We start from the raw sequence: 26,286 nt of genomic DNA, 5'->3' as shown, positions 1-26,286 counted from the left end.
CTTTAGTTTCTTTTACAGCAGCGAGTGTACCAATTGCTGGGTATAAGGATGCTGTGGATCTTCGAGTATTTGATCTGTTAAACCTTGTTCGATTACTTTACCCTCCAGCATAACGAGAGTACGGTCTGCAAGCATTCGGATTACGCCCAAATCATGGGAAACCAATACAATGCTAATATTCAAATCTCTTTGAAGGCCTTTAATTAAATCCAATACACTTGCTTGAACTGATAAATCCAAACCTGTGGTGACCTCATCCAATAGCAGTATGGGTGGATTGTTGGACAATGCTTTGGCTATCTGGACCCGTTGCTGCATTCCGCCTGAGAAATTCCTTGGTTCCTCTTTCATTCGATGAATGGGAATATTGACTGCTTCCAGGAGCTCGGCGCCTCTTGATTCCATGCTGCCAACATGTCTGTTCCCAGCTGAAATTAACTTCTCGGCAATATTGCCTATCGAGGAGAAATCCATTTTCAACCCTAGAATCGGGTTTTGATAAACCTTTCCCATCAGGTGGTTCCGAACGTATCTTTTTTTCTGGGCAGACTCCATGAATAAGTTCTTTTTTCCATCCTCAAAGCCAGCCACATACAGTTCTCCCTCTTTCACTTCTTCGTCAAAATACAAACTTTTCATTAAAGTGGATTTGCCGCTGCCGCTTTCCCCTACTATTCCGAGAACTTCACCTTGATACAAATCAAATGTCAGATCTCTGCAGGCATAAACCGTCCCGCATTCGTGACAATAGTTTTTCGTCACTTTTCCTGATTTCATATGTTTGCATATCGAGCATCCGTCACCATACTGTTTGTTCATTTTTTTAACTGATAATACGGGCACCTCAAGCACAGACATTTAATTCACTCCCAATGATTGTTTTTGATTGACCATTTCAAGGCAATTGCTTGTATCATTGCATTGGAAATACGTTTCACCTGACTGCTCATCAACAAGTTCATCCAAAAACACATCGTTGGACCCGCAGAGAATGCAAGCATGATTTGCAAAAGACTCGATTTGAAATTCATAATCATCAAATGCCAAAGATGATACATTTGTATATGGAGGTACTGCATATACCTTTTTTTCCCTGCCTGCACCTAGCAAAATGAGCGCTTCATTATCGTCCAGCTTGGCATTATCGAACCTTGGTATAGGACTTGGTGCCATGACATACCTGTCGCGAACCATCACCGGATGGTCTGCATCAGTCGCCATTATTCCGTACTTCATAATTTGTTCAAATAACATAAGCCATGCTCCGCTATACTCTCTCTCAGCATGCAGCTTTTTCGTTTCATGTTCGCTCGGTTCAAAATTCCGTAAAGGTTCCGGTAACGGAACTTGAAGAATTAAAATCTGGTCTCGTTGCAGCGGCACTTCCGGCACCCTGTGTCTAGACTGGATTAAAGAGGCTTCTTTTGTGCTATCCGTTGTCCTTACCCCAGTAGTATCAGATACGAGTTTTTTTATGTTAACGGCATTAACGGATTCATCCGAACCTTGGTCGATTACCTTAAGGACGTCATCCTTTCCAATCAATGACAATGTCAACTGCAGGCCGCCTGTGCCCCAACCACGCCCAATCGGCATTTCCCTTGAAGCGAATGGGACTTGATAACCCGGAATGGCAATCGCCTTCAGTGTCGCCCTTCTAATCTCCCGTTTCGACCCTTCATCAAAAAATGCAAAATTATAGGTCTTATTCATACAATCCAACCTCCTGCTCTGTGGTCTTATCTTTCGACTTCCGAATGCTATCAAGCTTGGACTGGAACGTAACATAATGAGGCATCTTCAAATGGGAGATGAAACCCGTTGATTCCACTGAATCTATATGATATAGAACGAATTCCTCGTTGTGACTTGGAAACTCCTTGTTGGGTTTTTCCAGGCAATTATCCAAGATGCCCATTGCGATTGCTTTCGTTTCATTTTGTCCCATGCACATGCCATAGCCAACTTCAAACTCTATTTCTTTTTTGCCTTGCTCTTTCTCTACCGTAAGCGGAATGAGCATCTCTGTCTCAGTTGCTGTGAAATCCCCAATATAATAGCTATCTTCCTCTTGCCCGTCGTCCAGCAACGGGTGATCGAGATGAACTGGCAGCTGGCCTACGCGCAACTCCCCTACTGTGGGGTGCAGTGCACCATATCCTCGAATGACTGCATAAGCAAGCGATGTCACTGCACCGGTTTGGCCTCTTGTTAAAATTTGAAGGCGTTCACTCCGCATTGAAGGAAACTCCAGACTTTTCCTTGTCACATCCCCAGGCTGCAAATCATTGTTTTCACAGCTTGCTAATAAGCCTTCACTTCTTAGGTATTCCAAAACTTTAGGCAGAGAATTTAAATCATCCATTTGGCTCTGATATTCCGTTGAACGATTTTCTTCTTGAAAAGCCCGTAACCAGCCTTGAATGCTTATATCCGATTCATTTTCCAGCTCCGAATCTAGCAACCTATGTGTATAATCGGTTGTTGCACCTAAAATCTGCCCGCCAGGTACATCCTTAAAACTAGCTGAAATTCGCCTTTCCACCTTCATATTTTCAGAACTGATCACTCTTGAAACATGCTTTCGCGGCAAAGTGGATCGATAAGCTCTCAAGAGGAAAACAGCTTCTTCCGGATTGCCTTCAGCCTGTTTAATAGCAAGTGCAGCCAGTGATTGATCATACAAACTGCTTTCTGACATAACCTGATCAATCAACCCTCTCATCCCAGCTTCAATCTTATGCAGCTCTATAGCCGTCCCTTTTTTGACCCGTTCATACTTTAAGCGTTTGATGGATTCCTCAATCGCCTTTGTTCCTCCCTTTACTGCAACATATCCCATATAATCTCACCCCCATTTTCTTTGATTTGAGTCGTTCTCGGTAAAGCTATTAAACGATCTTTTTGATCCACAAAATACATATCGATTCCTAACGGGAATTCTATGTTTTTTTCGTTCCTTGCACCAAGCCAGGCGGAGACATTCGGGAGGCTTATGAATGATTCCTCTTGAATTCCCGGTCCTGAAAGGATCATTGAATCCCCTTTCGTTATATCCGGCACTTCTAGAATGATCATTGCCGATTCATGGGGATTCAACAGATTTCCTATCTTTGCTTTATTTATCGCTTCCTTCATTTGCTCCTCGGAGGCATCATGTAAAATAAAAATAAAATCCGCTTCCGGCAAATCGACAGGCTTCGAATAAGTAAGCTGATTGATCATTCTTGACACCGCCTCCCCCTCCTTTGCAATGACATTAAAAGTCACTTCAGGGTCAAGTACAGTAAGTGCAAGCAGAATAGTAGAAGATAAGCATTCCATTTGAACATCCAATGTCTTGGCTTCCCTCTCCAAAACCACTAAATTTCCAGGTCTTGAAGTCGCCGTTACAAGCTTTCTATAAACAGTTTGTATATCATGAACTACATCCAAATTCATTGCTTTCCCCCCTCTTATTGAACATCCATAGTTTCAAAATTAACTTTGGTTCTTAAGATTGATCGATTCAGCTCTTGAAGATTTTTCTGTATATTCTTCTTCTCATTTTCTAAAGCATGTGACCATAATCTTGTTTCTCCAAGATCAGCCTGATAAGCAGCATCAATGATCGCTAAACTTTGTGCCAGCTCTTCCCGATGTCCCTTAACGATACCAATCCCGATTGAATCCTGGATTTGGACCGTGCATTCTGTCACCAGCATTTCCCCTAGATAAAACAAGCTCTTTTTTGCCGTTTCCCTTGTCTTTAGCAACACGAGGGCACTTTCTGGCTTTTGAATGACGGTAACTTTATATTTCATTGTTATTTCCTTGGCAAATTCCTTTGCAATGTCCTCAGAGCCTTGTATCAAAATCTCGGTTCTTTCCCTTCTTCTCATTCCATTGGCCTCCAATGTTTTAGTTTCAAGCTAACATCTTCAATGTATCTTGTTGCCAAGTGAACGTACGTTAAGAAAGAGTAAATCTTGTATGGAATTTGTTAAAGCCGGACCTACATTATTCAAATTTCGTGCTTCACTCGTGAATTCGGAGCATTTACTCGTGATCTCCGTACTTTTACTCGTGAATTCGGGACATTTACTCGTGAGTTTCTTACTTTTACTCGTGAATTCAGGGCATTTACTAGTGAATTCGACCGATATCTGGAATGGAAGTTTTTATATAACATATGTGAAACAATCGCTCCGATAGATTATGACCGTGTGCTCAAGGACTTGATTACTTCGCTTATCCTGGCATACTGATTCCACTTGCAAAAGTGGAATTAAACTTGAACACTGCAAAATATCCCGTTCGAATAAAGTAGGAAAAATCACATTCAACGTGCTGCTGCTGGATCCGAATTCTACAAAGCCACGCTGCCGATAATATTGAAACATGGAGGTTATATCCGGACCGTCCTTTTCTATTTCAGGAAATGTTGATTTTGCTACAAAAGATGTATGAAGAGCAATCGGGAAATCGTCCATTAACCTAAGCCTGCCAATTTTAAAGACCTTGTCATCACTTTCCAACCCGAGTCTTTGAAAGATCTTCTGATCATAAGAAATTTCTTCGCAAAAAATAGTACTCGTTTGAAAGGAAAACTGAAATTCTTTCATTTTCTCGGTGAAACTAACATCTCCGGATAGAATTAACGGAATTTGTTTTTTTGTTTCCTGGACATAACTTCCTTTACCTTGCTTTGAATAGATAAAGCCTAAATCTTGAAGCTGCTCATATGCCTTCCTGACAACCATTCTTGGTACATTAAATTGATCGGCGAGTATATGCTCTGAAGGTAACTTTTTATCCGATTGAAAGGTTCCACTCTTAATTTCAGATATCAAATGATCAACTAAAAAGTTTTTTTCCGCCAACAAAAATCCCCCTTTACATATATTTTTCTTTGTTACTGTCAGTGTAATGAGAAAATATGAAGCTACCATGATTTTCTTGTAAAAAAAAAGTCCTGGTCAATTACCAGAACGAAAGGAATGCTTATTTTATGGATTTTTCTCAATACAACATCATGTTCAGTCTTTCAAATTCCTAATCCAGCAAATGAGCAGGCCGCTTTCACAGCAAAATTCCTGGTTTAATGAACATCATTTAATGGCCATGCTTTTTTTCCTTGATTTCAAAGCAGCCACACATTCCTTTCCTGGGCTCATACTGCCAAGACGAATCGGCTTCTCCCCATAATCCCCATGAAAATCCGAACCTCCTGTCTTAATGAGATTATATTGATCTGCATATGAAATCGCTCTTTCCTCTTCTGCATGCCCATGATGCGGGTGAAGAACTTCAATCCCTTCAAGCCCTGCTTTTACAAGCTCAGGAATAATTTCAAAGCTCCCGTATTGTCCAGGGTGAGCAAGGACCGGGACGCCTCCGGCAGCTCGAATCGCCTTTACAGCCAGAATGGCATCCACATACTCCATAGGAATAAAGGCAATGCCTGGCACTTCTCCATTTTGGCCGCGGCTGAAGATTTTCTTATACAAATCACCATAGATGGAATCCGTATACCCCGATTCCCGAAGCGCCAGCATAATATGCTGTTTATAAACACCGGTTCCTCCCCTGAATTTAGATACCTGATCCCAAGTTATTCGATAGCCTGCATGAATTAGTCGTTCCACCATTTTTTCAGAAGCTGCATTCCTTTTTTCAATCAATGGATTACAAAGCTCCTCAAGTGCCTTATGACCAGGCTCAACAAAATAGCCCAGAATATGTACACGCCTGCCTCTTGCAAAGTCATAACCAGACACTTCTATACCAGGGATGATTTCAATTCCTATTTCCTTTCCCCGTTCCACCATCTCTTGCAATCTTATCGTTGTATCGTGATTCGTAATGGCTAAATGACCAATGCTCTCCCTTTTTGCAACCTCCAATAGTTCTTCAAAAGAACTGGAACCATCTGAAATGTTCGTATGACAATGTAATTCAACCTTCATGCCAATCCCCCCATTCTTTTTCGTTACCCATTATCATTTTAACTTAGTGCCATGTCGGTCAACGTTAAGATGATGTAAAAAAACGTAAAGGTGTAAAAGTCATACAAATTGGTGAAAATACTTAAGTATTTCAGGCTGTAGATAAATAAATATGTTCTAGTTGATTTCAGAAATCCGCTCCCTTTCCGCCGACTGTCTGCCAAGCCTCCTCGACTTAAACGTCTCCGGGGTCTCGGCTAGCCAGTTATTCGGCAGGAGTGTCGCAAATTTCTTCCATCCATTAAGGATTACAGGAAAAAAACATGAAGGATAAACTAGTCTTAAATAGGGTCTGGAATAAGACGAGCCAGCAGTTTTTTCTTTTAAAAACTCCAGTTGATTTCAGAAACCCGCTCCCTTTCCGCCGACTGTCTGCCAAGCCTCCTCGACGCAAACGTCTCCGGGGTCTCGGCCAGCCAATTATTCGGCAGGAGTGTCGCAAATTTCTTCCATCCATTAAGGATTACAGGAAAAAAACATGAAGGATAAACTAGTCTTAAATAGGATTCGGAATAAGAAGAGCCAGCAGTTTTTTCTTTTAAAACACAAAGTTGATTGGAACGGAAGGTACGAGACTCCTGCGGGAAAAGCGAGTCCAGGGGAGACCCCACAGGCGCAAGGCGCCGGGGAGGCTCCCGGACCGCCCGCGGAAAGCGAGTGCCTGGAGAGGAAATCAACGTTCCCATTTTACAAACCTACAAAAAAGCTGTCGGCAAATAATTATTATCTAATTTGTGAACAAAAAGGTCTATCTAAATAAAACAAAGTTGATTGGAACGTAAGGCGCGAGACTCCTGCGGGAAAAGCGTGGCATGGGAGACCCCGCAGGCGCGCGCCGAGGAGGCTCCCGCCCGCCCGCGGAAAGCGAGTGCCTGAAGTGGAAATCAACGTTCCAAAGTAACATGTTCATTCGTCCTTTTCAGCTCCCTACCCTGTTACGGATTTCCCATCAAGTTGAAATAAAATCAGAATAAAACCAATAAAAATTTTGACTTACTGTCAAAAATGATGTACATTACCTAATGGGCGAACAATTTTTATTAAAAAAGACAAAAATATTCGTATATAGAGGTGCATAACATGGAAAACGTGTTTGATTATGAAGATATTCAATTAATTCCTGCAAAATGTGTAGTAAATAGCCGTTCTGAGTGTGATACATCCGTTACTTTGGGTAAGCATACATTCAAGTTACCTGTAGTACCTGCCAATATGCAAACGATCATTGATGAAAAGATAGCCATGTACTTGGCTGAAAACGGTTACTTTTATGTAATGCATCGTTTTGAGCCAGAAAAACGAGTGACTTTCATTAAAGACATGCATTCACGAGAATTGATCGCTTCCATCAGCGTCGGCGTTAAAGAAGAAGAATACGGTTTCATCGAACAGTTATCGAATGACAACATTGTGCCTGAATACATTACGATAGATATTGCACACGGACATTCCAATGCCGTGATAAAGATGATACAGCATATTAAAAAACATTTACCCGAAAGTTTTGTCATTGCAGGAAATGTGGGAACTCCTGAAGCGGTACGGGAGTTGGAACATGCCGGTGCCGATGCTACAAAGGTGGGCATTGGACCAGGTAAAGTATGCATCACTAAAATCAAGACTGGATTTGGAACGGGCGGCTGGCAATTAGCTGCACTTCGCTGGTGTGCAAAAGCGGCAAGCAAGCCAATTATAGCTGACGGCGGCATTCGCACGAACGGTGATATTGCTAAATCAGTTAGATTTGGCGCTTCGATGGTTATGATCGGTTCACTATTTGCCGGACATGAGGAATCTCCAGGTCAAACGATCGAGAAAGATGGAAAGGCCTTTAAAGAATACTTTGGTTCAGCTTCAGAATTCCAAAAAGGTGAAAAGAAAAACGTTGAAGGCAAAAAGATGTTTGTCGAGCACAAAGGATCTTTGGAAGATACGTTGAAGGAAATGGAACAAGATCTTCAGTCTTCCATTTCATATGCAGGTGGTACCAAGTTGGAAGCCATCAGGAATGTGGATTATGTGGTCGTTAAGAATTCAATCTTTAACGGTGACAAAGTTTATTAAGAAGTAACGTTAAAAAAAACGGCCTAATCAATGGATTAGGCCGTTTTTTAATTATACCTTTTTAACAAATTGGGATTTTAATTTCATTGCACCAAAACCATCAATCTTGCAATCAATATCATGATCACCATCAACTAGACGGATGCTTTTGACTTTAGTGCCCATTTTTAAAACGGATGAGCTCCCTTTCACTTTAAGATCCTTGATTACCGTAACGGTATCACCATCGTTCAAGGCATTTCCATTAGCATCTTTGATAACCTTCTTTTGATCACCATTTTCCGTTTCCGCTTCCACCGTCCACTCATGAGCGCATTCCGGGCAAACAAAAAGACTTCCGTCTTCGTATGTATATTCTGAATCACATGCAGGGCAATTAGGAAAATCAGACATAATTTCACTTCCTCCATTCGTTATTCCCAATTTTAATATAATACTGGTTTACATACAACCAGTAGGCTATACTGCTCCTGTTCCCCCCTTCCTCTAGAACCTATAAAGGTTTTACTATATACTTTTAAGAAAAAGCTGGAAAGTGCGGTGAATCCATTGTTTAAACTTCTATTGATAGAGGATGATACGACGTTATTCAATGAAATTAAAGATAGATTGGCGCAATGGTCTTATGATATTTACGGAATTGGCGATTTTAGTAAAGTCGTTCAGGAATTCACGGACATAAAACCTGATTTGGTCATCATTGATATACAGTTGCCGAAGTTTGATGGATTTCATTGGTGCAGAATGATCCGGGCCCATTCCAATGTTCCCATCATCTTTTTATCATCACGCGATCATCCGACCGACATGGTGATGTCCATGCAGCTTGGAGCTGATGATTTTATCCAGAAGCCTTTTCATTTCGATGTACTCATCGCAAAAATACAGGCCACCCTCCGCCGGGTATATAATTACAATACCGAAAAAATCGAATTGAAAACCTGGTGCGGCGCAACTGTGGATTATGAGAAGAACACGGTATCGGCCGAGACTGGTACAATCGAATTGACGAAAAATGAAATTTTCATCTTGAAAAAGCTCATTGAACAGAAAAATAAGATCGTAAGCCGCGAAGAGTTGATCAACAGCTTATGGGATGACAAACGTTTCATAAGCGATAACACCCTTACAGTGAATGTGAACCGTTTACGAAAGAGGTTGGATGAACTGGGTTTAGGACATTTTATCGAAACGAAGGTCGGACAGGGCTATATCGCCGTAGAAGAGGCAAATGCATGATCAGAAAATATCTCATGGAAAGGTTCAGCTGGATCACATTCTACATAATTCTTCATCTATTCATTATCTTTGTCGCTTATCTTGATTCGGCTATTCCGTTAAAGCCAATACTGTATATTGCCTTTTTATCATTGCTCATGTTCAGTATCTTTTTGATTTTCCGCTATAAAAAAGAAACTTCCTTTTATAAAAGTCTAGAAGCGCGGGAAGACAACCTGGATATAACGAATATAGCCGAACCAGAGAGCCCTTTCGAAAAAATCATAGAAAACAGCATCATTAACCAAACCGAAGTATTGAAGCAATCCGCAGCAATTGGCCGAATGACTTTAGAGCAGGAGAAGGATGAATTATTATCTTGGATTCATGAAGTGAAGACACCATTGACAGCAATGCATTTAATGATTGACCGCTTGGATGATGAATTGCTGAAATCGCATTTGACTTATGAGTGGCTGCGCATTCACCTTCTTCTTGATCAGCAGCTCCATCAAAGGCGCATGCCTTTCATCGAAAATGATTTGTATATAGAGAAAACCGATTTGGAAACAATAATCTTTGATGAGATTAAAACGCTGCAATCATGGTGCATTCAAAAAGGGATCGGCTTCGACATACAATTGGATGTAACCGAAGTGCTTACTGATGCCAAATGGCTGGCCTTCATCATGAGACAGCTCTTGACCAACTCCATTAAATACAGTGAAAACTCAGATATCACGATATATAGCCATGAACAAGCCGGACAAACGGTTCTTGAAGTCCAGGATTCCGGACGGGGCATTGACCCAAAGGATTTATCCCGCATATTTGATAAAGGATTTACCTCCACGACAAACCATCATGACAATGCGGCAACCGGCATGGGGTTGTATTTAACCAAGAATGCGGCCGAGTCCCTATTCATCTCCATTGATGTTAAATCAGAGCTTGGAACCGGGACGACCGTTACCTTGACCTTCCCAAAAAGAAATGATTTCGTGAATATCACAAGCATGTGACAAAAGTGTCACATGCTTTTATTCTTTGTTCGTCCAAACGAAGGAAAAGAAATACATGGCCTTTTATAATGAGGATATAGAAAAAAAGGAGTGTATCCAAATGAATATATTAGAAGCGAAAAAAATCCATAAAAGCTATGGTAATAAATTCAATAAACAAGAAGTCTTAAAGGGTCTCGATATAAGCATACAAGAAGGTGAGTTCGTAAGTATCATGGGTGCTTCCGGTTCAGGAAAAACGACTTTGCTGAATGTCCTTTCCTCGATCGATAAAATCAGCAACGGCACCATTACGATCGATGGAAAAGAGATTTCAGGGATGAAAGAAAAGAATTTGGCCGAATTCCGGAAAAACCATCTAGGCTTCATCTTCCAGGAATATAACCTATTGGACACACTGACTGTCAAAGAAAATATCCTTTTGCCCTTATCCATTACAAAAACGCCCGCTAATGAAGCGGCACAAAAGTTTGATAGCGTGGCGAAGGAACTGGGCATATATGAAGTGAAGGATAAATACCCAAATGAAATTTCCGGTGGTCAAAAACAGCGTACGTCTGCAGCACGGGCTTTCATCCATGATCCAAGCATCATATTTGCCGATGAACCGACTGGGGCGCTTGATTCAAAATCAGCTTCCGATTTACTGAACAAACTGAGCGAAATGAATAAAAAGCGCAAAGCGACCATCATCATGGTAACCCATGATCCAGTGGCGGCCAGTTATTGCAGCCGAGTCATTTTCATTAAAGATGGTCAAATATATACACAATTGAATAAAGGTGAAGAATCCAGACAAACCTTCTTCAAGGACATCATGAAAACACAAGGTGTATTGGGAGGGGTTCAAAATGAGCATTAATCAACTCATCTTGCGAAATCTGAAGAAAAATCTGAAGAACTATTATCTGTATGTGTTTGCCCTGGTCTTCAGCGCTTCCCTTTACTTTGCTTTTGTCACCTTGCAATATGACCCATCGCTGGATGAAGCGGAGGGTACGGTGAAAGGGGCCGCCTCCATCAAGGCTGCATCGATCCTGCTTGTTGCGATTGTTTCCATATTCCTTTTATATGCCAATAGCATTTTCATAAAAAGACGCAGTAAAGAAATTGGCTTATTCCAATTGATAGGCATGACGAAGAACAGGATATTCCGTATCCTGAGTGTGGAAAACCTGATCCTATATTTCTGTTCCGTATTCCTCGGAATCTTTGTAGGGTTTGCCGCTTCAAAATTGATCATCATGATACTATTTAAAATAATGGGTGTCCAGGCGATCGCGACTCTTAAATTTTCTTTACAGCCGCTAGTGCAAACCTTGCTCGTTTTTAGCGCCATCTATCTTTTAATCATGTTGATGAATTATACCTTCATTAAAAGGCAAACCATTCTATCATTATTTAGAGTGACTTCAATGACGGAAGGAAAAGTGAAAAAGGTTTCGATGTTCGAAATGATCCTCGGGATATTCGGAATCATCCTGATCATTGCTGGCTATGTCGTTTCATCCAAATTATTCGATGGAGCTTTTACAGAGATGACCGAGCTTTTTATGGCCATGATATTCATTTTGGCAACCGTCATCATCGGTACCTATCTGTTCTATAAAGGATCCGTAAGCTTCATCTTTAATATCATCCGTAAAAAGAAAAATGGCTATTTGAACATTAATGAAGTATTGTCCCTTTCATCCATCATGTTCCGGATGAAATCGAATGCGATATTATTGACGATCATCACGACCGTTTCCGCTTTGGCGATCGGGTTATTATCATTAAGCTATATCTCCTACTACTCAGCGGAGAAAATGGCACAAAGCAGTATCCCCACCGATTTTTCGATGACGGATAAGGGAGATGCGAATACATTCAAAAAAGCTTTATCCGACAGTAAAATTGATTATGACGAAAAGGTGATCGATGTCATTCAAGTGGATGTCAATGTAAAGGAAATTATGGAGACTAGCCTCGAAGGAGTGAACTTTGATCCCGACATCATGACCGTTCCCGTCATCAGTGATGAATCCGTTAAAGGAATCAACCTCGCTGAAGATGAGACCCTTTTCAGCGGATACAGTAATATGATGGAGAAGGTCATGTCCTTGAAGGATTCCGGAAAGATTGAACTGAAGGGCAAACACGAAGTCATTCCGCAAACATATATGGGATTGAATGATGATACCTTCTTGTCCTATTACTTCACGAACGGCGGATTGCCCGTTGCCATTGTAGACCAAACGATATTCGACCGTTTGAAAAAGGACGTCGACCCGAAAATCCAAAAAGTATCATCCGTTAATATCGGCATTGATGTGAAGGATGAAGCTGAACTTGAAAAAGCGAATGATCTATTTAATAAAATGAGTTTTAAAGAAGAACATGTGAATGATTCCCAATTTGAAATGTTCAACACCCAGAAGAAGAATATGGGTCTTATCATGTTCATCGTCGGATTCTTGGGATTAACCTTCCTCATCACATCCGGTTGTATCCTGTATTTCAAACAAATGGATGAAAGTGAAGGTGAAAAATCCAATTATACCATCTTAAGAAAACTGGGATTCACGCGTGGTGACTTACTAAGAGGAATCCAAGCAAAACAAGTTTTCAATTTCGGCATTCCTTTAGTCGTCGGACTGCTTCACAGTTATTTCGCAGTCCAATCAGGATGGTTCTTATTCGGGACCGAAGTTTGGACACCGATGATCATCGTTATGGCATTATACACGGCATTGTATTCGATCTTCGGAATCCTATCCGTATTTCATTACAAGAAGGTCATTAAAGAATCTCTATAAACTGCTAAAAGCTCCAGGGCCCATGAGGCCCTGGAGCTTTTTCCGTTTCCTTTAAAGTACCCCAGCCGGTTTCATCATTTCCTTGATCAATTCCCTGTTGCGCTTTTTAAAGATTTCATTATGGGAAGAAACCATTCCCACTCCGTGAGCGTCAGGCTGGATATATTGCTTTGCCTTATTTACGGCATTTGCTGCATCTTGAAAAGTACCTGCTATCAGGTTCAATTTACCTTCATGACTTAAGATATCACCGGCAGCGTATATTCCATCCATCGAGGATTCACTTGAAGGAGTACCTTCAATATAATAATTGTCGGCTATGGCAATATCCACTTTACTATTTCGAAGCAGCGATGTATCACGCTCATAACCATGATTGATGATGACCTCATCGATCGGCAAGTAAGAAACCTCCCCCGTTGCGAGATTCGTCAGTTCAACATGTTCAATTGATTCATGATCAGCGCAGGCGATCAGTTTTGTAATCGTCGTATTCAAGAAACAAACAGCAGAGCTTTCCATCAATTGCCTTGCTTGTGATTCATGACCTGCCAGACTATCTTTCCTGTATGTCAGATACACCTTTTTGGCGATGGGCTCCAATTCATTTGCCCAGTCTATTGCAGAATTCCCGCCGCCTGAAATGATCACCGTCTTATCCTTGAATCGATTGAAAGACTTAACAGTATAGTTTAAATTGGAGACTTCAAACCTTTCAGCCCCGTCTATTTCCAACTTTTGCGGATTCAGAATTCCGCCGCCAACCGCGACAATGATCGTTTTGGAAAAGTGCATTTGCCCTGAAGCGGTATGTAAAACGAAGATACCTTCTTCATTACGTATGATTGATTCCACTTTTTCATTCAAGACGACTGTTGGATTGAATGTTAAACCTTGCTCCACTAACTGCTCAATTAATTTTTCCCCAGTAGTGGGTGTCAGCCCTCCTACATCCCAAATCATTTTCTCTGGATAGACATGAATTTTCCCGCCTAGCCGTGGCTGGTATTCAATCAGTTTAACTTTCATTTCTCTAAGTCCGCTATAAAAAGTGGAGTAAAGCCCTGCTGGCCCTCCCCCAATAACCGTTACATCAAATAAATCTTGCTGTTCCATTTACGTCCACTCCCCGGTAATCAAATGTGATTGATTATCATTCTCATTTAATCGTACACTCTTTTCTCACTTTTTACAATATGGATTTATTAAAAAACTCTGTTCATTTTAAAAATCAACAGAGTTTTTTAATTCCAATCACTAAAAACTTACCATTCATTTAGTACGTATGAATGATAAGTGGAGTATTACAATTAGAATGTAAAATTAGGTTAAAAATGGAGTAAGGGTATGGGACGTCAATGAATATTATTGCTAAATTATTTTTATCCTCGGTCTTAACATCGCCCCGTGGTTGGCGGTTGATAACTACTTCGTAGGTACTTCCACTTGCTGTATGAGTTGATATGCTTTCAAAGCCATTTCAACGTTTAATCTGTTCTCCGGCATATCAAAATCAAGATCAAGAATCTTTTTTATCTTTTCCAGCCGATGATAGAGTGTTTGTCTTACAACATGTAATTTTTGAGCAGTAAGCTTCTTTGAGCGATCAAGCTCAAAGTATTTTGCTAAAGTCAGAAGCAATTCCGTTCCATACTCCTTATCATAGGATATTAAAGGAGAGAGATAGTCTTCAATAAAATGTGCTGTATCTTGATCATGCTGAATTAATTGTATCAATCGAAAGATGCCAAGGTCTTCGTAAAAGGCACTTGTCGAAAACATACGATAACTTAAAGCTAACTGCGCTTCTCGATAACCAGTATGAGCATCCAAAAGTAACTGGTATTGTCGCCCAACGCCTATACGGATTTGGCTAGATTCACCTTCTTTAACATATAGCAAGGCATTGATCACTTTCAAGAAGCGTGCCTTAGAGGTATCGGCAGTTCCAAGATCAATAGCTAATACAATAATCTGATTTCTTACAGATGTGATATAGGGTGTAAAAGAATATTTTGCGAACCCAGACCGAATTTTTAAAGAATAATGATAAATAGCTGATTCATTTTCTTCATCCGATAAACCTAATGAAGACGGATGAAAAACATCTTCGATATCAATGATTGCAATTCGATAATGTATAGAAGCGCGCTTCGATTTTAAAGAAATAAATCCCCTTGCCTGTTCCTCATTATTGATGCGTCTATTAAGTAAATCATTTAGCCATGTAGATTCTAAACGTAATCGTTTTTCATCCAAATAATGTTTGCGCAATAAGTCTTGTGAGATTGCTAGAGAAGCACGATCAAGGATTAGGAAATCAAATTCATCCGATTCACGATCTAAAACCATAACAAGGTACGCCCAGATTTGATCCATTGCTCCGATCGGTTGGAGAAGAATAGTATGGTTTAATGCCTTCCATTCAACGGGCGAATCATTTGTAATTCGGTCATGCCAGTGTTCTTTATCTTCATAAATCGTGTGAAGTAGCTTTTCCATAAATTCATTTTTCAATCCTGGAATCGAAAAAGGTGTTCCTTCTATAGGAAGATAGATTATTGGTGCTTCTGTCTTCTGTTGCAACAACTTTAAAATATTTGATAACCCATGAGTAGTGAGTGACAATGAATGGAACTTCCTGGAAATAGAATCTAATGTAACCAACTTCTCATGATGAGCATTAATGATAAACGAATGTAGATCCTGTGCTATTTCGACGAAATTTATGAATTCTTTGAAAATAATAATCGGAAAGTTATACTCATTTGCCATCTCGATCATTTCTTTAGGGACCTTGTCGAAGTGGTGTCCAAGTTCTATACATAAACATGAGGCGTTGCGTTCGATAAGATTTAACAAAAATGAAGTATTAGAGGAGTCTCTCCATTCAAACCCAAATCCGGTGGAGAGTATCAGTTCCCCTCCCTGAAAGATGGTATCATCAAAAAACGGAATTTCAAGGACATGTGTCCATTTGACTTGACGGTGCAACCCGCTTGCCCCCGCAACTACCTCCGTCTTTGAAAAGAGTGGGCGCTTAAGAACATCTTGTACTGTAAGCATATGTACCTCCTCATTTAATAATGGTTAGCTGTATCATCTTATTATAACTATACTAGAAAGTCTAAGCCCATAAAATATGGTACCCTATCTCTGTTTAACCCCAAGTAATACGACCAATGTCTATAAGTAAGTTCTTTTACGTGCTTTGTTGAAAACCTTAATCAACCTGATAATCTATCATAATTCTCACCATTATTCATCAGTTATATGTGTGCATGAACGGTGGAGTACTGAAACTTTAAACGTCCAAAACATTCGATAATCAATGGAAAAATCATCACTTTTCACCAATGCTATATTCATAAAAGTACAAAATGGCCTTGGTTAAAAAAAAACTAATATAAATTTAACCCCGTGTCTAATGAAAGGGATATCATTTCCCTGTAAGATTTTAGAATGTTCAATAAATTAAATGCAATTAAAAAGGAGAATGAACAATGATAGTAGGAGTTCCTAAAGAATTAAAAACTGCAGAGACTAGAGTGGGATTAAATCCAACATGGGTAAAAAAATTAACAGCTTACGGTCATGAAGTACTAATACAAAGCATGGCAGGTGAAGCTAGTGGTTTTTGTGACGAGAAATATGTTTTGGCTGGAGCAAAAATAGTAAACACGATTGACGAAATTTATGAGAAGGCAGAATTTGTTGTTAAAGTGAAGGAACTTCAACCCTATGAATACGGCCTTCTTAAAGAAGATCAAATGATAATGGCATGGTTTCATTTGGCGGAAGATGTAAATCATGAAATGACACAGGCATTACTAGATAAAAAAGCAATTTCATTATCAATGGAATTAATCGTTTTACCTGACGGGACAAGACCTACGATTAAACCAATGAGTGAAATTGCCGGAACATTAGCAATGCTTGAAGCAGTCAAATATGCTCAATATGGTTATGGCGGAAAAGGTATACTTCTCCGGAAACTGGCCGGTTTACCGTCGAGTAATATACTCATACTTGGTGGTGGCAATGCTGGACTCAATACTGCGCAAGTTGCTGTGGGTCTTGGATTGAATGTAACAATCATGGAAGCATCAATGAAACGCATTGATTATTTGAACAACCAGTTGCCACAGGTGGACATTTTGGGTTGGGATAAAGATATGATGTTTGAAGAACTTATTCAAAGTGATGTTTTAATTAATACAATTTATCCGATGCCAGGGGTAACCGAGCCTCTCATTACACGAGAGATGGTCAGTAAGATGAAACCTAATTCTATTATTATTGATATTGCAGGAACGGGTATAATTGAAACCTCACGTTATACGACTTTAGAGGATCCAGTTTACTACGAACAAGAAGTCCTACATTACTGTGTCCCGAATATGCCGGCTCTATGTCCACAAACCTCGACAAACATGATGCTGATGACAACCGGCCCATATATTATGAACATTGCGAATAATGGTTTGAAAGAGGTTGTAGAAAATGATGTAATAGTAAGAAATTGTATCAGCACTTTGAACGGTGAAATTGTTCATCACGAAGTTGGGATCAATCATGACATGCCTTATACAGATATAAAAACGGAGTTACTATTGTCAAAATAATAAAGCGTCCTTAGGGTCATCTCATATCCTACGTTTCATTTCGATTGATTAGAAATCAGTGTACACGTTATTGAACAAGTCGCTACTAAAGAAATTCCAGGAGTCAGTAAAGATGCCGGCGAGAAGATTTTTGCAGGAATTATCTTTGTTATTCTGCAGACGGAATTCCTTACGAGGAATGGGGAAACGAGACAACAAATTCATGGATAATTCAAAGTAGGCTCCCTAGCATCTTTCTGACTTTTTTATAATTTCTAGAAAACCACGCATTAAAAAAGATGTAATAATATTGATCCTATTTCTTGTAAAAAGTTAAATCAGGTAAAAGAGGAGAGTATTTTACATGTCAAATTTAAGTAAAACGGATAGAACACTGACACTCATTCCAGTTGTATTGTTTGGTTTTTCATTTATGGGGTTAACCACAGCTTTTACTACGTATGGTATTGCGGCCAATATTTCCCACGGTACGGTTCCGGGAGCAATGATAGTTGCTCTAGTGGTAATGATGTTTACTGCTTACAGTTATGGGAAAATGGCAATTGCGTTTCCATCTTCAGGTTCTGCATATGTTTATACGCAAAAATCGCTCAATCCCTCTGTTGGATTTCTTGTCGGATGGGTGATCTTAATGGATTATTTATTTATGCCCATGGTGAATTATTTAGTATTTGGTATTTTTTTCTCAGCAGCCTTTCCTACAATTCCAAGTTACATCTGGATTTTAGGTATGCTGATTCTCGTCACTTTTATTAATATTAAAGGATTGAAGATTGCTACAAATGTAAACGCATTCATAACGATTTTTGCTTTTCTTTTTATCGTTATCTTTATAGGTTTTTCCATTAAGGAAATTTCTATGGGAGAAAGCACGGCAACTCTTTTATCTCTTGAGCCATTCTATAATTCGAAAGAACCCTTTTCTTATACAATAGCTGGAGCAGCTTTATTATGCTTTTGTTTCCTTGGGTTTGAATCAGTTACAGCGTTTGCGGAAGAGACAGTGAACCCTAAGAAAACAATTCCCCGAGCTGTTATTTTAATTACTCTTGGTGGTGGTTTAATCTTTACAAGTGTTTCATATTTCTCGTATCTTGTATGGCCAGAGTATAACACATTTAATAATCCTGATTCGGCTGCCTACGAAATTATTAAACTTGTTGGTGGAAAGGCGATGTACTCAGTATATCTTGCGCTTTATGCATTAGCTGTATTGGGTAGTGCCATGTCGTCCCAGGCAAGTGCATCACGAGTCCTCTATACGATGGGGCGAGATGGACAGTTTCCTAAAAAGTTCTTTGGCAGCCTGCATCCGAGATATAGAACACCCGTAAATAATATACTGATCATTAGTTTTGTCTCTTTGCTTGCTTTATTTTTAAGTTTAGATCTTGTAGCATCATTTATTAATTTCGGGGCGTTTCTTGCGTACACTTGTGTTAATATTTCCGTAATTGCTCATTATTATATTAGAAATAGAGAACGTTCGGTTAAAGGAACTGTCTTATATTTATTTGTTCCTATTATTGGAGCTGCCCTTGATATTTTACTTCTTGTGAATCTTGATGCGCACTCAAAAGTACTTGGAGTAAGTTGGTTAATAATAGGCTTCATTTATTTACTTGTATTGACAAAAGGACTTAAAAAACAGCCACCAGTATTGAAAATCGAAGAAAATTATAGTGTGGATTTAAAATAAAGTCACGCTGTTTATAAAAAAGATGAAAAACGGTTTAGACATAAACTATTGTCGGTATGGGACCTACAGTTCATTACTGGATTATCTATCGAATGGTTATCTAACGAAAAGATTGATGTCGTAAGTCTTCCACCTTGTAAAAAAAATAAAGAATATAGAGATAACAATCAGTCCAAAAGTGAAAAAGTGCAGACATATCTCATTCCCTATCGAGAATGAAGGATATGCTGCACTTTCTTCGCACTGAATGTTAGTTTGAACGAGGTCTTTTCCCATCCGCTATTAGAAGGTTGATGGTATCTATGAGTTCAGGCAGTTCCTCCATCGTTTTGATGGTGAAGTCTGCGCCGTTTTGCATAAATGTGTCTGCCGTTTTAGAGATGAGGTTTTGTTTATCTCGTTCTGGTAAACTCGTATACTCATCCAAACTCAATCCCATCTCGGAGCTTCCGACAATGATTCCGACCGACCATACTCCAGCATTCACCGCCTCTTGCATATCGGAAATGGTATCGCCCACCTTCACTACCTTCCATGAAGCCGCTAACTTCAATTTTTCCATATTCCGATAGATCATGTAAGGGTTAGGCCTTCCAATCGAATCGGTTTGATCCGGGGTTACATGGAAATCCGGTCGATACCCTTTTTGCAAAGCGTTTGCTACGACGACCTCCATCATTGTATCCGTATATCCCGTTGTCGACCCAATCTTCAAGCCCCGATTCCTTAATGCTTCCACCGTCTCAATAACCCCTGGAATGGGATCTGTATAATCCGCCAATGACATCATCAGTGCCGGTTCGAATTCAGCATATAGTTTTTCAACGTCTTCCTCATTGAATGGCCTTCCGTATTGTTCCTCCCATAACGAAGATATCCTTGGCATGGTCAGCATCGCACGAATATGGTCGATTTTCAGCATGCCCATCGGAGCTCTGGCTTCCTCCATCGTCACGTCCAGTCCAGCATTCTTAAAAATATCCACAAAAACATTCACTGGTGCAAAACATCCAAAATCCACAGCTGTTCCTGCCCAATCCAAAATGATTCCTTCTACCTTATTCATACTGTCACCACTTTCATATATTTTTCTACGATCCTTCCAAGTTCCTCGATATCTTCTTCATGGATTTCGCCAATATTGCCAATTCGGAATGTATCTATGTCAGTAAGCTTTCCAGGGTATATTACGTATCCCCTCTCTTTGATAAAATTATAGAAGTCCTCAAAATCAAAGGCTTCAGTTGGAAAAAGGAAAGTTGTAATGATAGGCGATTGTTTATCAGGTGAGATATATGCATGAATGCCCAATTTTCCCATCAGCTCCCTCAGCCTGTCATTATTATTTTTATAGCGGGAGAATCTAGCTGGGATGCCGCCTTCTTCCGTTAATTCTTCCAACGCTTTAGCAAACGCGGCCACTACATGTGTTGGTGAAGTGAAACGCCATTTCCCATCCTTGTCCATCTCTTTCCACTGATCATATAAATCCAAGGACAAACTGCGGGCATTGCCTTCACAAGCCAATAATTTCTCAAGCTTTACGATGACAAAACCAAAACCGGGGATTCCTTGAATGCATTTATTCGCACTGCTGATCAAATAATCAATCCCTAGTTCAAGCACATTAATCTCCACTCCGCCAAAGCTGCTCATCGCATCAATAATCAAGGTTTTCCCTTGTTCCTTTGATATCTTCGAAACCATCTCTATCGGATTTAAAATCCCTGTCGTCGTTTCACAATGAACCATTGCTATATGTGTGATGTCACGATCATCCAGTAAAATGTTCCGGATTTCAGCTTCATTTGGAAACTCATTGTACTCAACGCCATATTCCACATGATTCAGCCCGATGCACTCCGCCATTTTCACAATCCGTTTCCCATATGCACCATTCGTTATGATCATCACTTTATCGGATTTTGAAAGTGCAGTCGTCAGCACAGATTCTACAACAAACGAGCCGCTTCCCTGCATAAGTACAGCCGTATATTCTCCGTTTGCAGCATACGCCAATTCAAGAAGCTGGGATCTGATTTTTTGTGTAATTTCTTTATAATCATTTTCCCACGTACAGCGGTCAACAAGCATTTCCTGTTTCACCGTACTTGTAGTGGTCAGCGGTCCAGGCGTTAATAGTTTATAGGTATTCATTTTACTTCACTCCTCACTGTATTTATCATTGTGCTGATTTAAAGAACTCTTGATGCTGTTTTAATAATTCAACCGTTAGGGGCTGCTTGTATTTCTTAGGATGGGCCGTTTTGTTCTTTTCCGTTACCTTTTCACCTTCATAAAGTGCGACCGGGTAATGTTTCAGCAATTCTTCTCTAGCATCTTTACTGATTGTTTCTGCCATTTTCATTGCTAAACTTGTTTTACCTTCATTATCTTTATTCACGACAGCCACAGATTCCGTGTAGGAGAAATTCCCCTCAACCGGATCGACGAACTTGATCGGTAAGCCCGACTCTTTAGCCATCACGGCTTGGTAGCGTAAACCAAAACCGGCAGCCACTTCCCCTGCTTGAACTTTATTGATTGGACCTGAACCTGAGCTTTCAAGATGCGGACCGCTATTAGCTATTAAGTCATGGAGAACCTTTTTCCCCTCTGCGTCACCGTATTGACTGATTATTGCTTGAACTAAAAGCCACCCTGTTGAAGAGTCCAGGATATTAGGAATTGAAACGAACCCTTTATATTCCGGCTTTGTCAAATCCTTAATCGAGGTAGGCATCGGCAGGCCTTTTTGTTTAAGCACTTCCGTATTTACAAAAATGGAACCGGTATTTGCCAAAATCGGCGTGTAATAGGCTGGATTTTTTTCCAAAGCTTTTGCACTGAATGACAGGTCCTTGAACATGGAGTGCTGATCTTGGGCACTTTCAATGAAATAGGAACTCATCGTCACGACATCGGCCTCGATTTCAGCGCCTTCTGCGAGCAGTTTCCCTCCTAATTCAGATGTGCCTAATGATTGAAGGACGTATTTCCCTTCGTATCCGGCATCTTTCAGGGAAGTCTCCATTGCTGCAGTGGCTTCTTCATCTCCATTCGTATAAATGACCACCTTTTCCTCATCCGCTTTGCCGCTGTTACGGTCGAACAATACAAATACCAAACTTAAAGCAACTAAAGAAAGTAAGGCTATCTTCAATGTTTTAGACATAATATCCCCCTCATTAATGTTTGAATTGTCTTTTTTGATAATGATCACAAAGCAGCTTCACGACTAGATTTGTAAAAAAGATAAGTAAAGACAGGATGAATATTTCATTGAATTTGGCAAAATGCTGAAGCTCTTTAATTTTACTGGCCACTAATGTGGTTTGGGCCGTGACCAAAAAGATGATTCCGCTGATCGTCACCATACTATTGATGAAATAGTAGCTGAACATCTCGATCACCGTAGATGCCGAATTTGGCAGAATGACACGATAGATTGTCCTGATCCAGCTATCCCCCAATAGATTCCCGGTGGTTTCCCAACCAGGGTTCATTTTGGATAAAGAGTTCTTCGCCATTAAATAGGGTGTTGTAAAGAAGTGGACAATGTTACATAGAATGATGATGGCAAAGGTTCCCTTCCAGCTGCTGCCGTTGAACAGCAGCAAATACGATAAGCCCAACACCATTCCCGGTACTGTATTCGTCAGCATCGAAATGACATCCATTGACGATTTCCCCTTAAGGGGCGTCCGGACATTCAAAACCGCAGAGCTAAAGGCGATGAACGTTCCCATTACAGCCGTCATCAAGGCAACGAATAAGGAGTTTTTATAAACTGCCGTTAAATCGCTTGATTGGAATGTGTCGATAAAGTGCTTTATGGTGAACGAGAGATCGTAAGGGAAACTAGTTAAAAATGGTGCAATGAACATGACCGCAAATACAGAAAACATCCCTATCAAGACCAGCAGCGAGATTCCCCCAAAACATATATCCCTTCCTATGTGCTTCGTCAATTCGATATCGCTGAACTTGTCATATTGAAAATTAAGTTTTTCGAGATAGTTTAATAGAAAAACACTGAATACTACCGGAATGAGCATGAGAATGGCAATCACTGCACCGTTATTGAAATCAGGGATTGAACCTAGCATGACTTGATACAGCTGCGTCGCAACGACGGAGTAGGTCCCGCCGACTGAAGCCGGTATCCCAAAATCGGTGAAGCTCAAGATGAATGAAAGTACAAAGGCTCCTCCCAAAGTTCCCGATAATGGCCGTATGATCGTATTCATGAAACTTCTTATCGTTCCGTCACCCATTAATTTTGAAACGATGATGAACTTTTTATCCATGTACTTGAAGGAATTATTAATGAGCAGAAAAGCTGATGGCAATGTATAAATCACATAACCTATCAATAATCCATTAAATCCGTATATATCGAATAGATTCCTTCCAAAAATCTTCGTTATGATTCCTTGATTGCCGAAAGAGTAGATGATTGCAAACCCGAAAGTTATCGTCGGAAGCAGCATCGGAATAAGGATCCCTGTTTTAATTACACTTTTTAACGGCCTATATAATCGGGTGCAATGGATGGAATAGGCCAGGAAAAAGGCTAAAACGGTCGTAATGACGGCTGTGAGCCCTGAGATTTTCACGCTGTTTCCAAATGACATCATCAGCTCTGCATTTGAAAGGACCGTTAGATAATTCGAGAGATTGATTCCATCAGCCGTTTCAAAAGAACGGACGAACAATATCCCAAGCGGCAAGAAAAGAAAAGCGGCAAATAGCAGTAAGATAGGTATATAAATGACTCTCATTGCCGGTTTTACATCAGGCATACTTTTCACCGAATAAGTTGTAAATATTTTCTCTCTTGATCTCCAGTTGTTTAAGAATGAATTCCTTCACAAAATCATTGGCTGGCTGATTGATGATTTCTTGAGGCGATCCAAATTGAGAAATATTCCCTTGATTAATGATCAAAATCTTATCGGACATCGTCAAAGCCTCTTCCGGGTCATGTGTCACTATGATCGTCGTGAGCTTAAATTCTCGGGCAATGGATTTGATGCGTTCCTTTATCGATTCCTTGATCACACCATCCAAAGCACTCAGCGGCTCATCAAGTAATAGGATTTTCGGTTTCATTACAAGAGTCCTTGCGATCGAAACCCTTTGCTTCTGACCCCCGGATAATTCGCTGATCCTTTTTTTTAAATGCGGTGTTAATTCCAGGAAATCTATGTATTCTTGAAGCTCTTCCTTGGAAACGGATCCCTTCCTGTTCCTCAATCCATAAACGATATTTTCATAGGCATTCAAATGCGGGAAAAGAGCGTAATCCTGGAAAACGATATTAAATCCCCGGTCTTTCATGGGCACGTTACTCAAATCGGTATCATTGAAAATGATTTTTCCATGATTGATACCCGTCAAGCCCAAAATTATATGTAATAAAGTAGTTTTGCCGCTTCCACTTGGTCCTAATAGTGAAACGATCTCCCCCGTTTTTATTTCAAGATTTATATTATCCAAAACTGATTTTCCATCGAATTGCTTGCTAATATTTTGTAATTTTAGCAAACCGTTCACCTCCTTTAATACACCCTTAGTATAAAAGCCATTTGTAAAACGAATTTGAGATTTTTGTAAATACTCTGTAAATATTGAACACTTTATTACTAACTTAATACTAACTTTTGACCAACTAGTGATATTTTTATCATCTATATGTTGAATATGTTCGCGGTAAACAGTACACTTAAACTGAATATCAGGAAGATAGATATGAAGAATAGGCGGGTGTAACTTATGCTTCCTCTTGAAAGGCAAAAGAAGATCATCGAGTTATTAACGATTAGAAAAGTTATGAAGATTGCCGAGCTTACTGAAGAAATGCAAGTTTCCATCGAAACCATCAGAAGGGATATAAACCTTCTTACAGGGCAAGGAAAAATAGAAAAGATCTATGGCGGCGTTAAGCTGGTTCAATCGAAGTTTGGAGAGTCGACGATAGATGAACGGATGTTCAGTCAATTAGAAGAAAAGGAATCCATCGCTCAAAAATGCAGTGAGTATATCGACGATGGTGATTGCATTTATATCGATAGTGGTTCGACAACCTATCAAATCGCTAAATATATAAAACAGAAAAAGAAACTGACCGTGATAACCAGTTCGATCCCCGTTGTAAATGAGCTCATTCATAGCGACATCGAGATATTGATCATTGGCGGGAAAGTCAGGCGAAATGAACAATCCATCGTTGCATTTGACTACTTATTCAACTTTAGTGAATTGAATATTACAAAAGCATTCATTTGTGCGAGCGGCATAACCGTTGAAAAAGGCATATCCGACTATAATTTAGAAGAAGCGAACACACGAAAAAAAATCATAGATCTATCCCAAGAAGTCTATGTTGCCGCTGACAGCACAAAGTTTGGGAAAGACGTGACCATCGGGATATCTTCACTGGATAAAATCGATTACATCATAACCGACGATCATTTACATAAAGATTTCATCTCTTCGTTTAAAGAGAACGACACACATTTGATTCTTTCTTAAAAGCAAGAAAAAAACGGGAACTATACAAAAGTATAATTCCCGTTTTTCAGTTTCGGTGAATGCCAAGTGTATTCGTAATAATGGACGTTTAACCAGTCTAATTTTAGCGATCACCCTCGGGAAATCAATAACTGCCGGACTAAATGATGTTCAGGGACCTATTAGCCCAAAGCATCACCTTCATCACTACGTTGATTTGTATCTGAATTTCAAAATAAAAGTTGTTTGGAACGGAAGGTGCGAGACTCCTGCGGGAATAGCGAGTCCAAGGGAGACCCCACAGGCGCAAGTGCGCCGAGGAGGCTCCCGGACCGCCCGCGGAAAGCGAGTGCCTGA

23 protein-coding genes are annotated in these 26,286 nt (G+C 40.0%); 8 read left to right on the top strand and 15 right to left on the bottom strand.

The genetic code is table 11. From position 1 onward, the window contains the following. Nucleotides 1-12 precede the first annotated feature (12 nt). The 7 genes from ACWF5P_RS02170 to ACWF5P_RS02140 form a co-directional block, all read right to left on the bottom strand. Nucleotides 13-858, bottom strand: coding sequence for an ATP-binding cassette domain-containing protein (locus ACWF5P_RS02170; RefSeq protein ID WP_434167576.1), 846 nt, complete (start codon nucleotides 856-858; stop codon nucleotides 13-15). Beyond that, nucleotides 859-1,713: an alpha-D-ribose 1-methylphosphonate 5-phosphate C-P-lyase PhnJ gene (locus tag ACWF5P_RS02165; protein ID WP_101223008.1), complete on the bottom strand. Its 855-nt coding sequence runs from the start codon at nucleotides 1,711-1,713 to the stop codon at nucleotides 859-861. It abuts the gene before it with no gap. After that, nucleotides 1,706-2,842 (bottom strand): carbon-phosphorus lyase complex subunit PhnI, encoded by a 1,137-nt coding sequence (locus tag ACWF5P_RS02160; protein WP_434167577.1) that lies wholly within the window; start codon nucleotides 2,840-2,842, stop codon nucleotides 1,706-1,708. The genes ACWF5P_RS02165 and ACWF5P_RS02160 overlap by 8 nt, the downstream gene beginning before the upstream one ends. Further along, nucleotides 2,824-3,441 carry a phosphonate C-P lyase system protein PhnH gene (gene phnH, locus ACWF5P_RS02155; protein WP_434167578.1) on the bottom strand — a complete coding sequence of 206 codons (618 nt, stop codon included), beginning with the start codon at nucleotides 3,439-3,441 and terminating at the stop codon, nucleotides 2,824-2,826. Before phnH ends, ACWF5P_RS02160 begins: the two co-directional genes overlap by 19 nt. 14 nt (nucleotides 3,442-3,455) lie before the next feature. Further along, the gene (gene phnG, locus ACWF5P_RS02150) at nucleotides 3,456-3,881 is read right to left on the bottom strand and encodes a phosphonate C-P lyase system protein PhnG (RefSeq protein ID WP_434167579.1); all 426 of its coding nucleotides are present in this window, start codon (nucleotides 3,879-3,881) and stop codon (nucleotides 3,456-3,458) included. Between the two features lie 279 nt (nucleotides 3,882-4,160). Further along, nucleotides 4,161-4,862: a UTRA domain-containing protein gene (locus tag ACWF5P_RS02145; RefSeq protein WP_434167580.1), complete on the bottom strand. Its 702-nt coding sequence runs from the start codon at nucleotides 4,860-4,862 to the stop codon at nucleotides 4,161-4,163. A gap of 228 nt (nucleotides 4,863-5,090) precedes the next feature. Continuing rightward, entirely contained in the window at nucleotides 5,091-5,948 is an 858-nt protein-coding gene (locus ACWF5P_RS02140) for a PHP domain-containing protein (RefSeq protein WP_434167581.1), read from the bottom strand. A 1,119-nt stretch (nucleotides 5,949-7,067) separates the two neighbouring features. Between ACWF5P_RS02140 and guaC the strand changes: the two genes are divergently transcribed. After that, a complete protein-coding gene (guaC, locus tag ACWF5P_RS02135) occupies nucleotides 7,068-8,051 on the top strand; it encodes a GMP reductase (RefSeq protein ID WP_434167582.1) in 984 nt (327 codons plus the stop codon). A gap of 51 nt (nucleotides 8,052-8,102) precedes the next feature. Here guaC and ACWF5P_RS02130 read toward each other — a convergent pair whose 3' ends face one another. Then, complete coding sequence (locus ACWF5P_RS02130) at nucleotides 8,103-8,444, bottom strand: zinc ribbon domain-containing protein YjdM (protein WP_101223017.1); 342 nt, start codon at nucleotides 8,442-8,444, stop codon at nucleotides 8,103-8,105. A 156-nt stretch (nucleotides 8,445-8,600) separates the two neighbouring features. On the opposite strand from ACWF5P_RS02130, the gene ACWF5P_RS02125 reads away from it, so the two are divergent. The 4 genes from ACWF5P_RS02125 (at nucleotide 8,601) to ACWF5P_RS02110 (ending at nucleotide 13,089) form a co-directional block, all read left to right on the top strand. Beyond that, entirely contained in the window at nucleotides 8,601-9,290 is a 690-nt protein-coding gene (locus ACWF5P_RS02125; protein WP_054400643.1) for a response regulator transcription factor, read from the top strand. Continuing rightward, nucleotides 9,287-10,291 (top strand): sensor histidine kinase, encoded by a 1,005-nt coding sequence (locus tag ACWF5P_RS02120; protein WP_101223018.1) that lies wholly within the window; start codon nucleotides 9,287-9,289, stop codon nucleotides 10,289-10,291. Before ACWF5P_RS02125 ends, ACWF5P_RS02120 begins: the two co-directional genes overlap by 4 nt. Nucleotides 10,292-10,391: 100 nt before the next feature. Continuing rightward, nucleotides 10,392-11,153, top strand: a complete 762-nt coding sequence (locus ACWF5P_RS02115) for an ABC transporter ATP-binding protein (RefSeq protein WP_101223495.1) — start codon at nucleotides 10,392-10,394, stop codon at nucleotides 11,151-11,153. After that, entirely contained in the window at nucleotides 11,143-13,089 is a 1,947-nt protein-coding gene (locus tag ACWF5P_RS02110) for an FtsX-like permease family protein (RefSeq protein ID WP_434167583.1), read from the top strand. Before ACWF5P_RS02115 ends, ACWF5P_RS02110 begins: the two co-directional genes overlap by 11 nt. Nucleotides 13,090-13,140: 51 nt before the next feature. On the opposite strand, the gene ACWF5P_RS02105 is transcribed toward ACWF5P_RS02110, so the two are convergent. Both ACWF5P_RS02105 and ACWF5P_RS02100 read right to left on the bottom strand, forming a co-directional pair. Then, a complete protein-coding gene (locus ACWF5P_RS02105; protein ID WP_434167584.1) occupies nucleotides 13,141-14,205 on the bottom strand; it encodes an FAD-dependent oxidoreductase in 1,065 nt (354 codons plus the stop codon). A gap of 309 nt (nucleotides 14,206-14,514) precedes the next feature. Then, the gene (locus ACWF5P_RS02100; protein WP_434167585.1) at nucleotides 14,515-16,155 is read right to left on the bottom strand and encodes a PucR family transcriptional regulator ligand-binding domain-containing protein; all 1,641 of its coding nucleotides are present in this window, start codon (nucleotides 16,153-16,155) and stop codon (nucleotides 14,515-14,517) included. A 437-nt stretch (nucleotides 16,156-16,592) separates the two neighbouring features. Here ACWF5P_RS02100 and ACWF5P_RS02095 point away from each other — a divergent pair, with 437 nt between their 5' ends. Beyond that, a complete protein-coding gene (locus ACWF5P_RS02095; RefSeq protein WP_434167586.1) occupies nucleotides 16,593-17,714 on the top strand; it encodes an NAD(P)-dependent oxidoreductase in 1,122 nt (373 codons plus the stop codon). A gap of 343 nt (nucleotides 17,715-18,057) precedes the next feature. Continuing rightward, nucleotides 18,058-19,413, top strand: a complete 1,356-nt coding sequence (locus tag ACWF5P_RS02090; protein WP_434167587.1) for an amino acid permease — start codon at nucleotides 18,058-18,060, stop codon at nucleotides 19,411-19,413. A gap of 250 nt (nucleotides 19,414-19,663) precedes the next feature. Here the strand turns inward: ACWF5P_RS02090 and phnX are convergent, their stop codons facing one another. The 5 genes from phnX to ACWF5P_RS02065 are packed head-to-tail and all read right to left on the bottom strand — an operon-like array spanning nucleotide 19,664 to nucleotide 24,963. Continuing rightward, nucleotides 19,664-20,479, bottom strand: a complete 816-nt coding sequence (gene phnX / locus ACWF5P_RS02085) for a phosphonoacetaldehyde hydrolase (protein ID WP_434167588.1) — start codon at nucleotides 20,477-20,479, stop codon at nucleotides 19,664-19,666. Continuing rightward, the gene (gene phnW / locus ACWF5P_RS02080) at nucleotides 20,476-21,570 is read right to left on the bottom strand and encodes a 2-aminoethylphosphonate--pyruvate transaminase (RefSeq protein ID WP_452444539.1); all 1,095 of its coding nucleotides are present in this window, start codon (nucleotides 21,568-21,570) and stop codon (nucleotides 20,476-20,478) included. Before phnW ends, phnX begins: the two co-directional genes overlap by 4 nt. Nucleotides 21,571-21,595: 25 nt before the next feature. After that, entirely contained in the window at nucleotides 21,596-22,588 is a 993-nt protein-coding gene (locus ACWF5P_RS02075) for an extracellular solute-binding protein (RefSeq protein ID WP_452444538.1), read from the bottom strand. A 13-nt stretch (nucleotides 22,589-22,601) separates the two neighbouring features. Beyond that, on the bottom strand, nucleotides 22,602-24,218 hold the full coding sequence (locus ACWF5P_RS02070) for an ABC transporter permease subunit (RefSeq protein WP_452444537.1): 1,617 nt from the start codon (nucleotides 24,216-24,218) through the stop codon (nucleotides 22,602-22,604). Continuing rightward, complete coding sequence (locus ACWF5P_RS02065) at nucleotides 24,211-24,963, bottom strand: ABC transporter ATP-binding protein (RefSeq protein ID WP_101223028.1); 753 nt, start codon at nucleotides 24,961-24,963, stop codon at nucleotides 24,211-24,213. Before ACWF5P_RS02065 ends, ACWF5P_RS02070 begins: the two co-directional genes overlap by 8 nt. 228 nt (nucleotides 24,964-25,191) lie before the next feature. Here ACWF5P_RS02065 and ACWF5P_RS02060 point away from each other — a divergent pair, with 228 nt between their 5' ends. After that, on the top strand, nucleotides 25,192-25,950 hold the full coding sequence (locus tag ACWF5P_RS02060; RefSeq protein WP_452444536.1) for a DeoR/GlpR family DNA-binding transcription regulator: 759 nt from the start codon (nucleotides 25,192-25,194) through the stop codon (nucleotides 25,948-25,950). Nucleotides 25,951-26,286: the final 336 nt, after the last annotated feature.

This window comes from Peribacillus sp. NPDC055009, assembly GCF_053608705.1.
The sequence above is the reverse complement of the archived record's forward strand: the minus strand, read 5'-3'. Positions and strand labels throughout refer to the sequence as shown.

Bases quoted from the DNA above. Each gene is read 5' to 3' on its own strand.
- ACWF5P_RS02070 (WP_452444537.1), bottom strand. From the start codon at position 24,218: ATGCCTGATGTAAAACCGGCAATGAGAGTCATTTATATACCTATCTTA.
- ACWF5P_RS02090 (WP_434167587.1), top strand. From the start codon at position 18,058: ATGTCAAATTTAAGTAAAACGGATAGAACACTGACACTCATTCCAGTT.
- ACWF5P_RS02120 (WP_101223018.1), top strand. From the start codon at position 9,287: ATGATCAGAAAATATCTCATGGAAAGGTTCAGCTGGATCACATTCTAC.
- ACWF5P_RS02165 (WP_101223008.1), bottom strand. From the start codon at position 1,713: ATGAATAAGACCTATAATTTTGCATTTTTTGATGAAGGGTCGAAACGG.
- ACWF5P_RS02115 (WP_101223495.1), top strand. From the start codon at position 10,392: ATGAATATATTAGAAGCGAAAAAAATCCATAAAAGCTATGGTAATAAA.
- ACWF5P_RS02110 (WP_434167583.1), top strand. From the start codon at position 11,143: ATGAGCATTAATCAACTCATCTTGCGAAATCTGAAGAAAAATCTGAAG.
- guaC (WP_434167582.1), top strand. From the start codon at position 7,068: ATGGAAAACGTGTTTGATTATGAAGATATTCAATTAATTCCTGCAAAA.
- ACWF5P_RS02130 (WP_101223017.1), bottom strand. From the start codon at position 8,444: ATGTCTGATTTTCCTAATTGCCCTGCATGTGATTCAGAATATACATAC.
- ACWF5P_RS02075 (WP_452444538.1), bottom strand. From the start codon at position 22,588: ATGTCTAAAACATTGAAGATAGCCTTACTTTCTTTAGTTGCTTTAAGT.
- phnW (WP_452444539.1), bottom strand. From the start codon at position 21,570: ATGAATACCTATAAACTATTAACGCCTGGACCGCTGACCACTACAAGT.
- ACWF5P_RS02160 (WP_434167577.1), bottom strand. From the start codon at position 2,842: ATGGGATATGTTGCAGTAAAGGGAGGAACAAAGGCGATTGAGGAATCC.
- phnX (WP_434167588.1), bottom strand. From the start codon at position 20,479: ATGAATAAGGTAGAAGGAATCATTTTGGATTGGGCAGGAACAGCTGTG.
- ACWF5P_RS02100 (WP_434167585.1), bottom strand. From the start codon at position 16,155: ATGCTTACAGTACAAGATGTTCTTAAGCGCCCACTCTTTTCAAAGACG.
- ACWF5P_RS02140 (WP_434167581.1), bottom strand. From the start codon at position 5,948: ATGAAGGTTGAATTACATTGTCATACGAACATTTCAGATGGTTCCAGT.
- ACWF5P_RS02105 (WP_434167584.1), bottom strand. From the start codon at position 14,205: ATGGAACAGCAAGATTTATTTGATGTAACGGTTATTGGGGGAGGGCCA.
- phnG (WP_434167579.1), bottom strand. From the start codon at position 3,881: ATGAGAAGAAGGGAAAGAACCGAGATTTTGATACAAGGCTCTGAGGAC.
- ACWF5P_RS02170 (WP_434167576.1), bottom strand. From the start codon at position 858: ATGTCTGTGCTTGAGGTGCCCGTATTATCAGTTAAAAAAATGAACAAA.
- phnH (WP_434167578.1), bottom strand. From the start codon at position 3,441: ATGAATTTGGATGTAGTTCATGATATACAAACTGTTTATAGAAAGCTT.
- ACWF5P_RS02095 (WP_434167586.1), top strand. From the start codon at position 16,593: ATGATAGTAGGAGTTCCTAAAGAATTAAAAACTGCAGAGACTAGAGTG.
- ACWF5P_RS02060 (WP_452444536.1), top strand. From the start codon at position 25,192: ATGCTTCCTCTTGAAAGGCAAAAGAAGATCATCGAGTTATTAACGATT.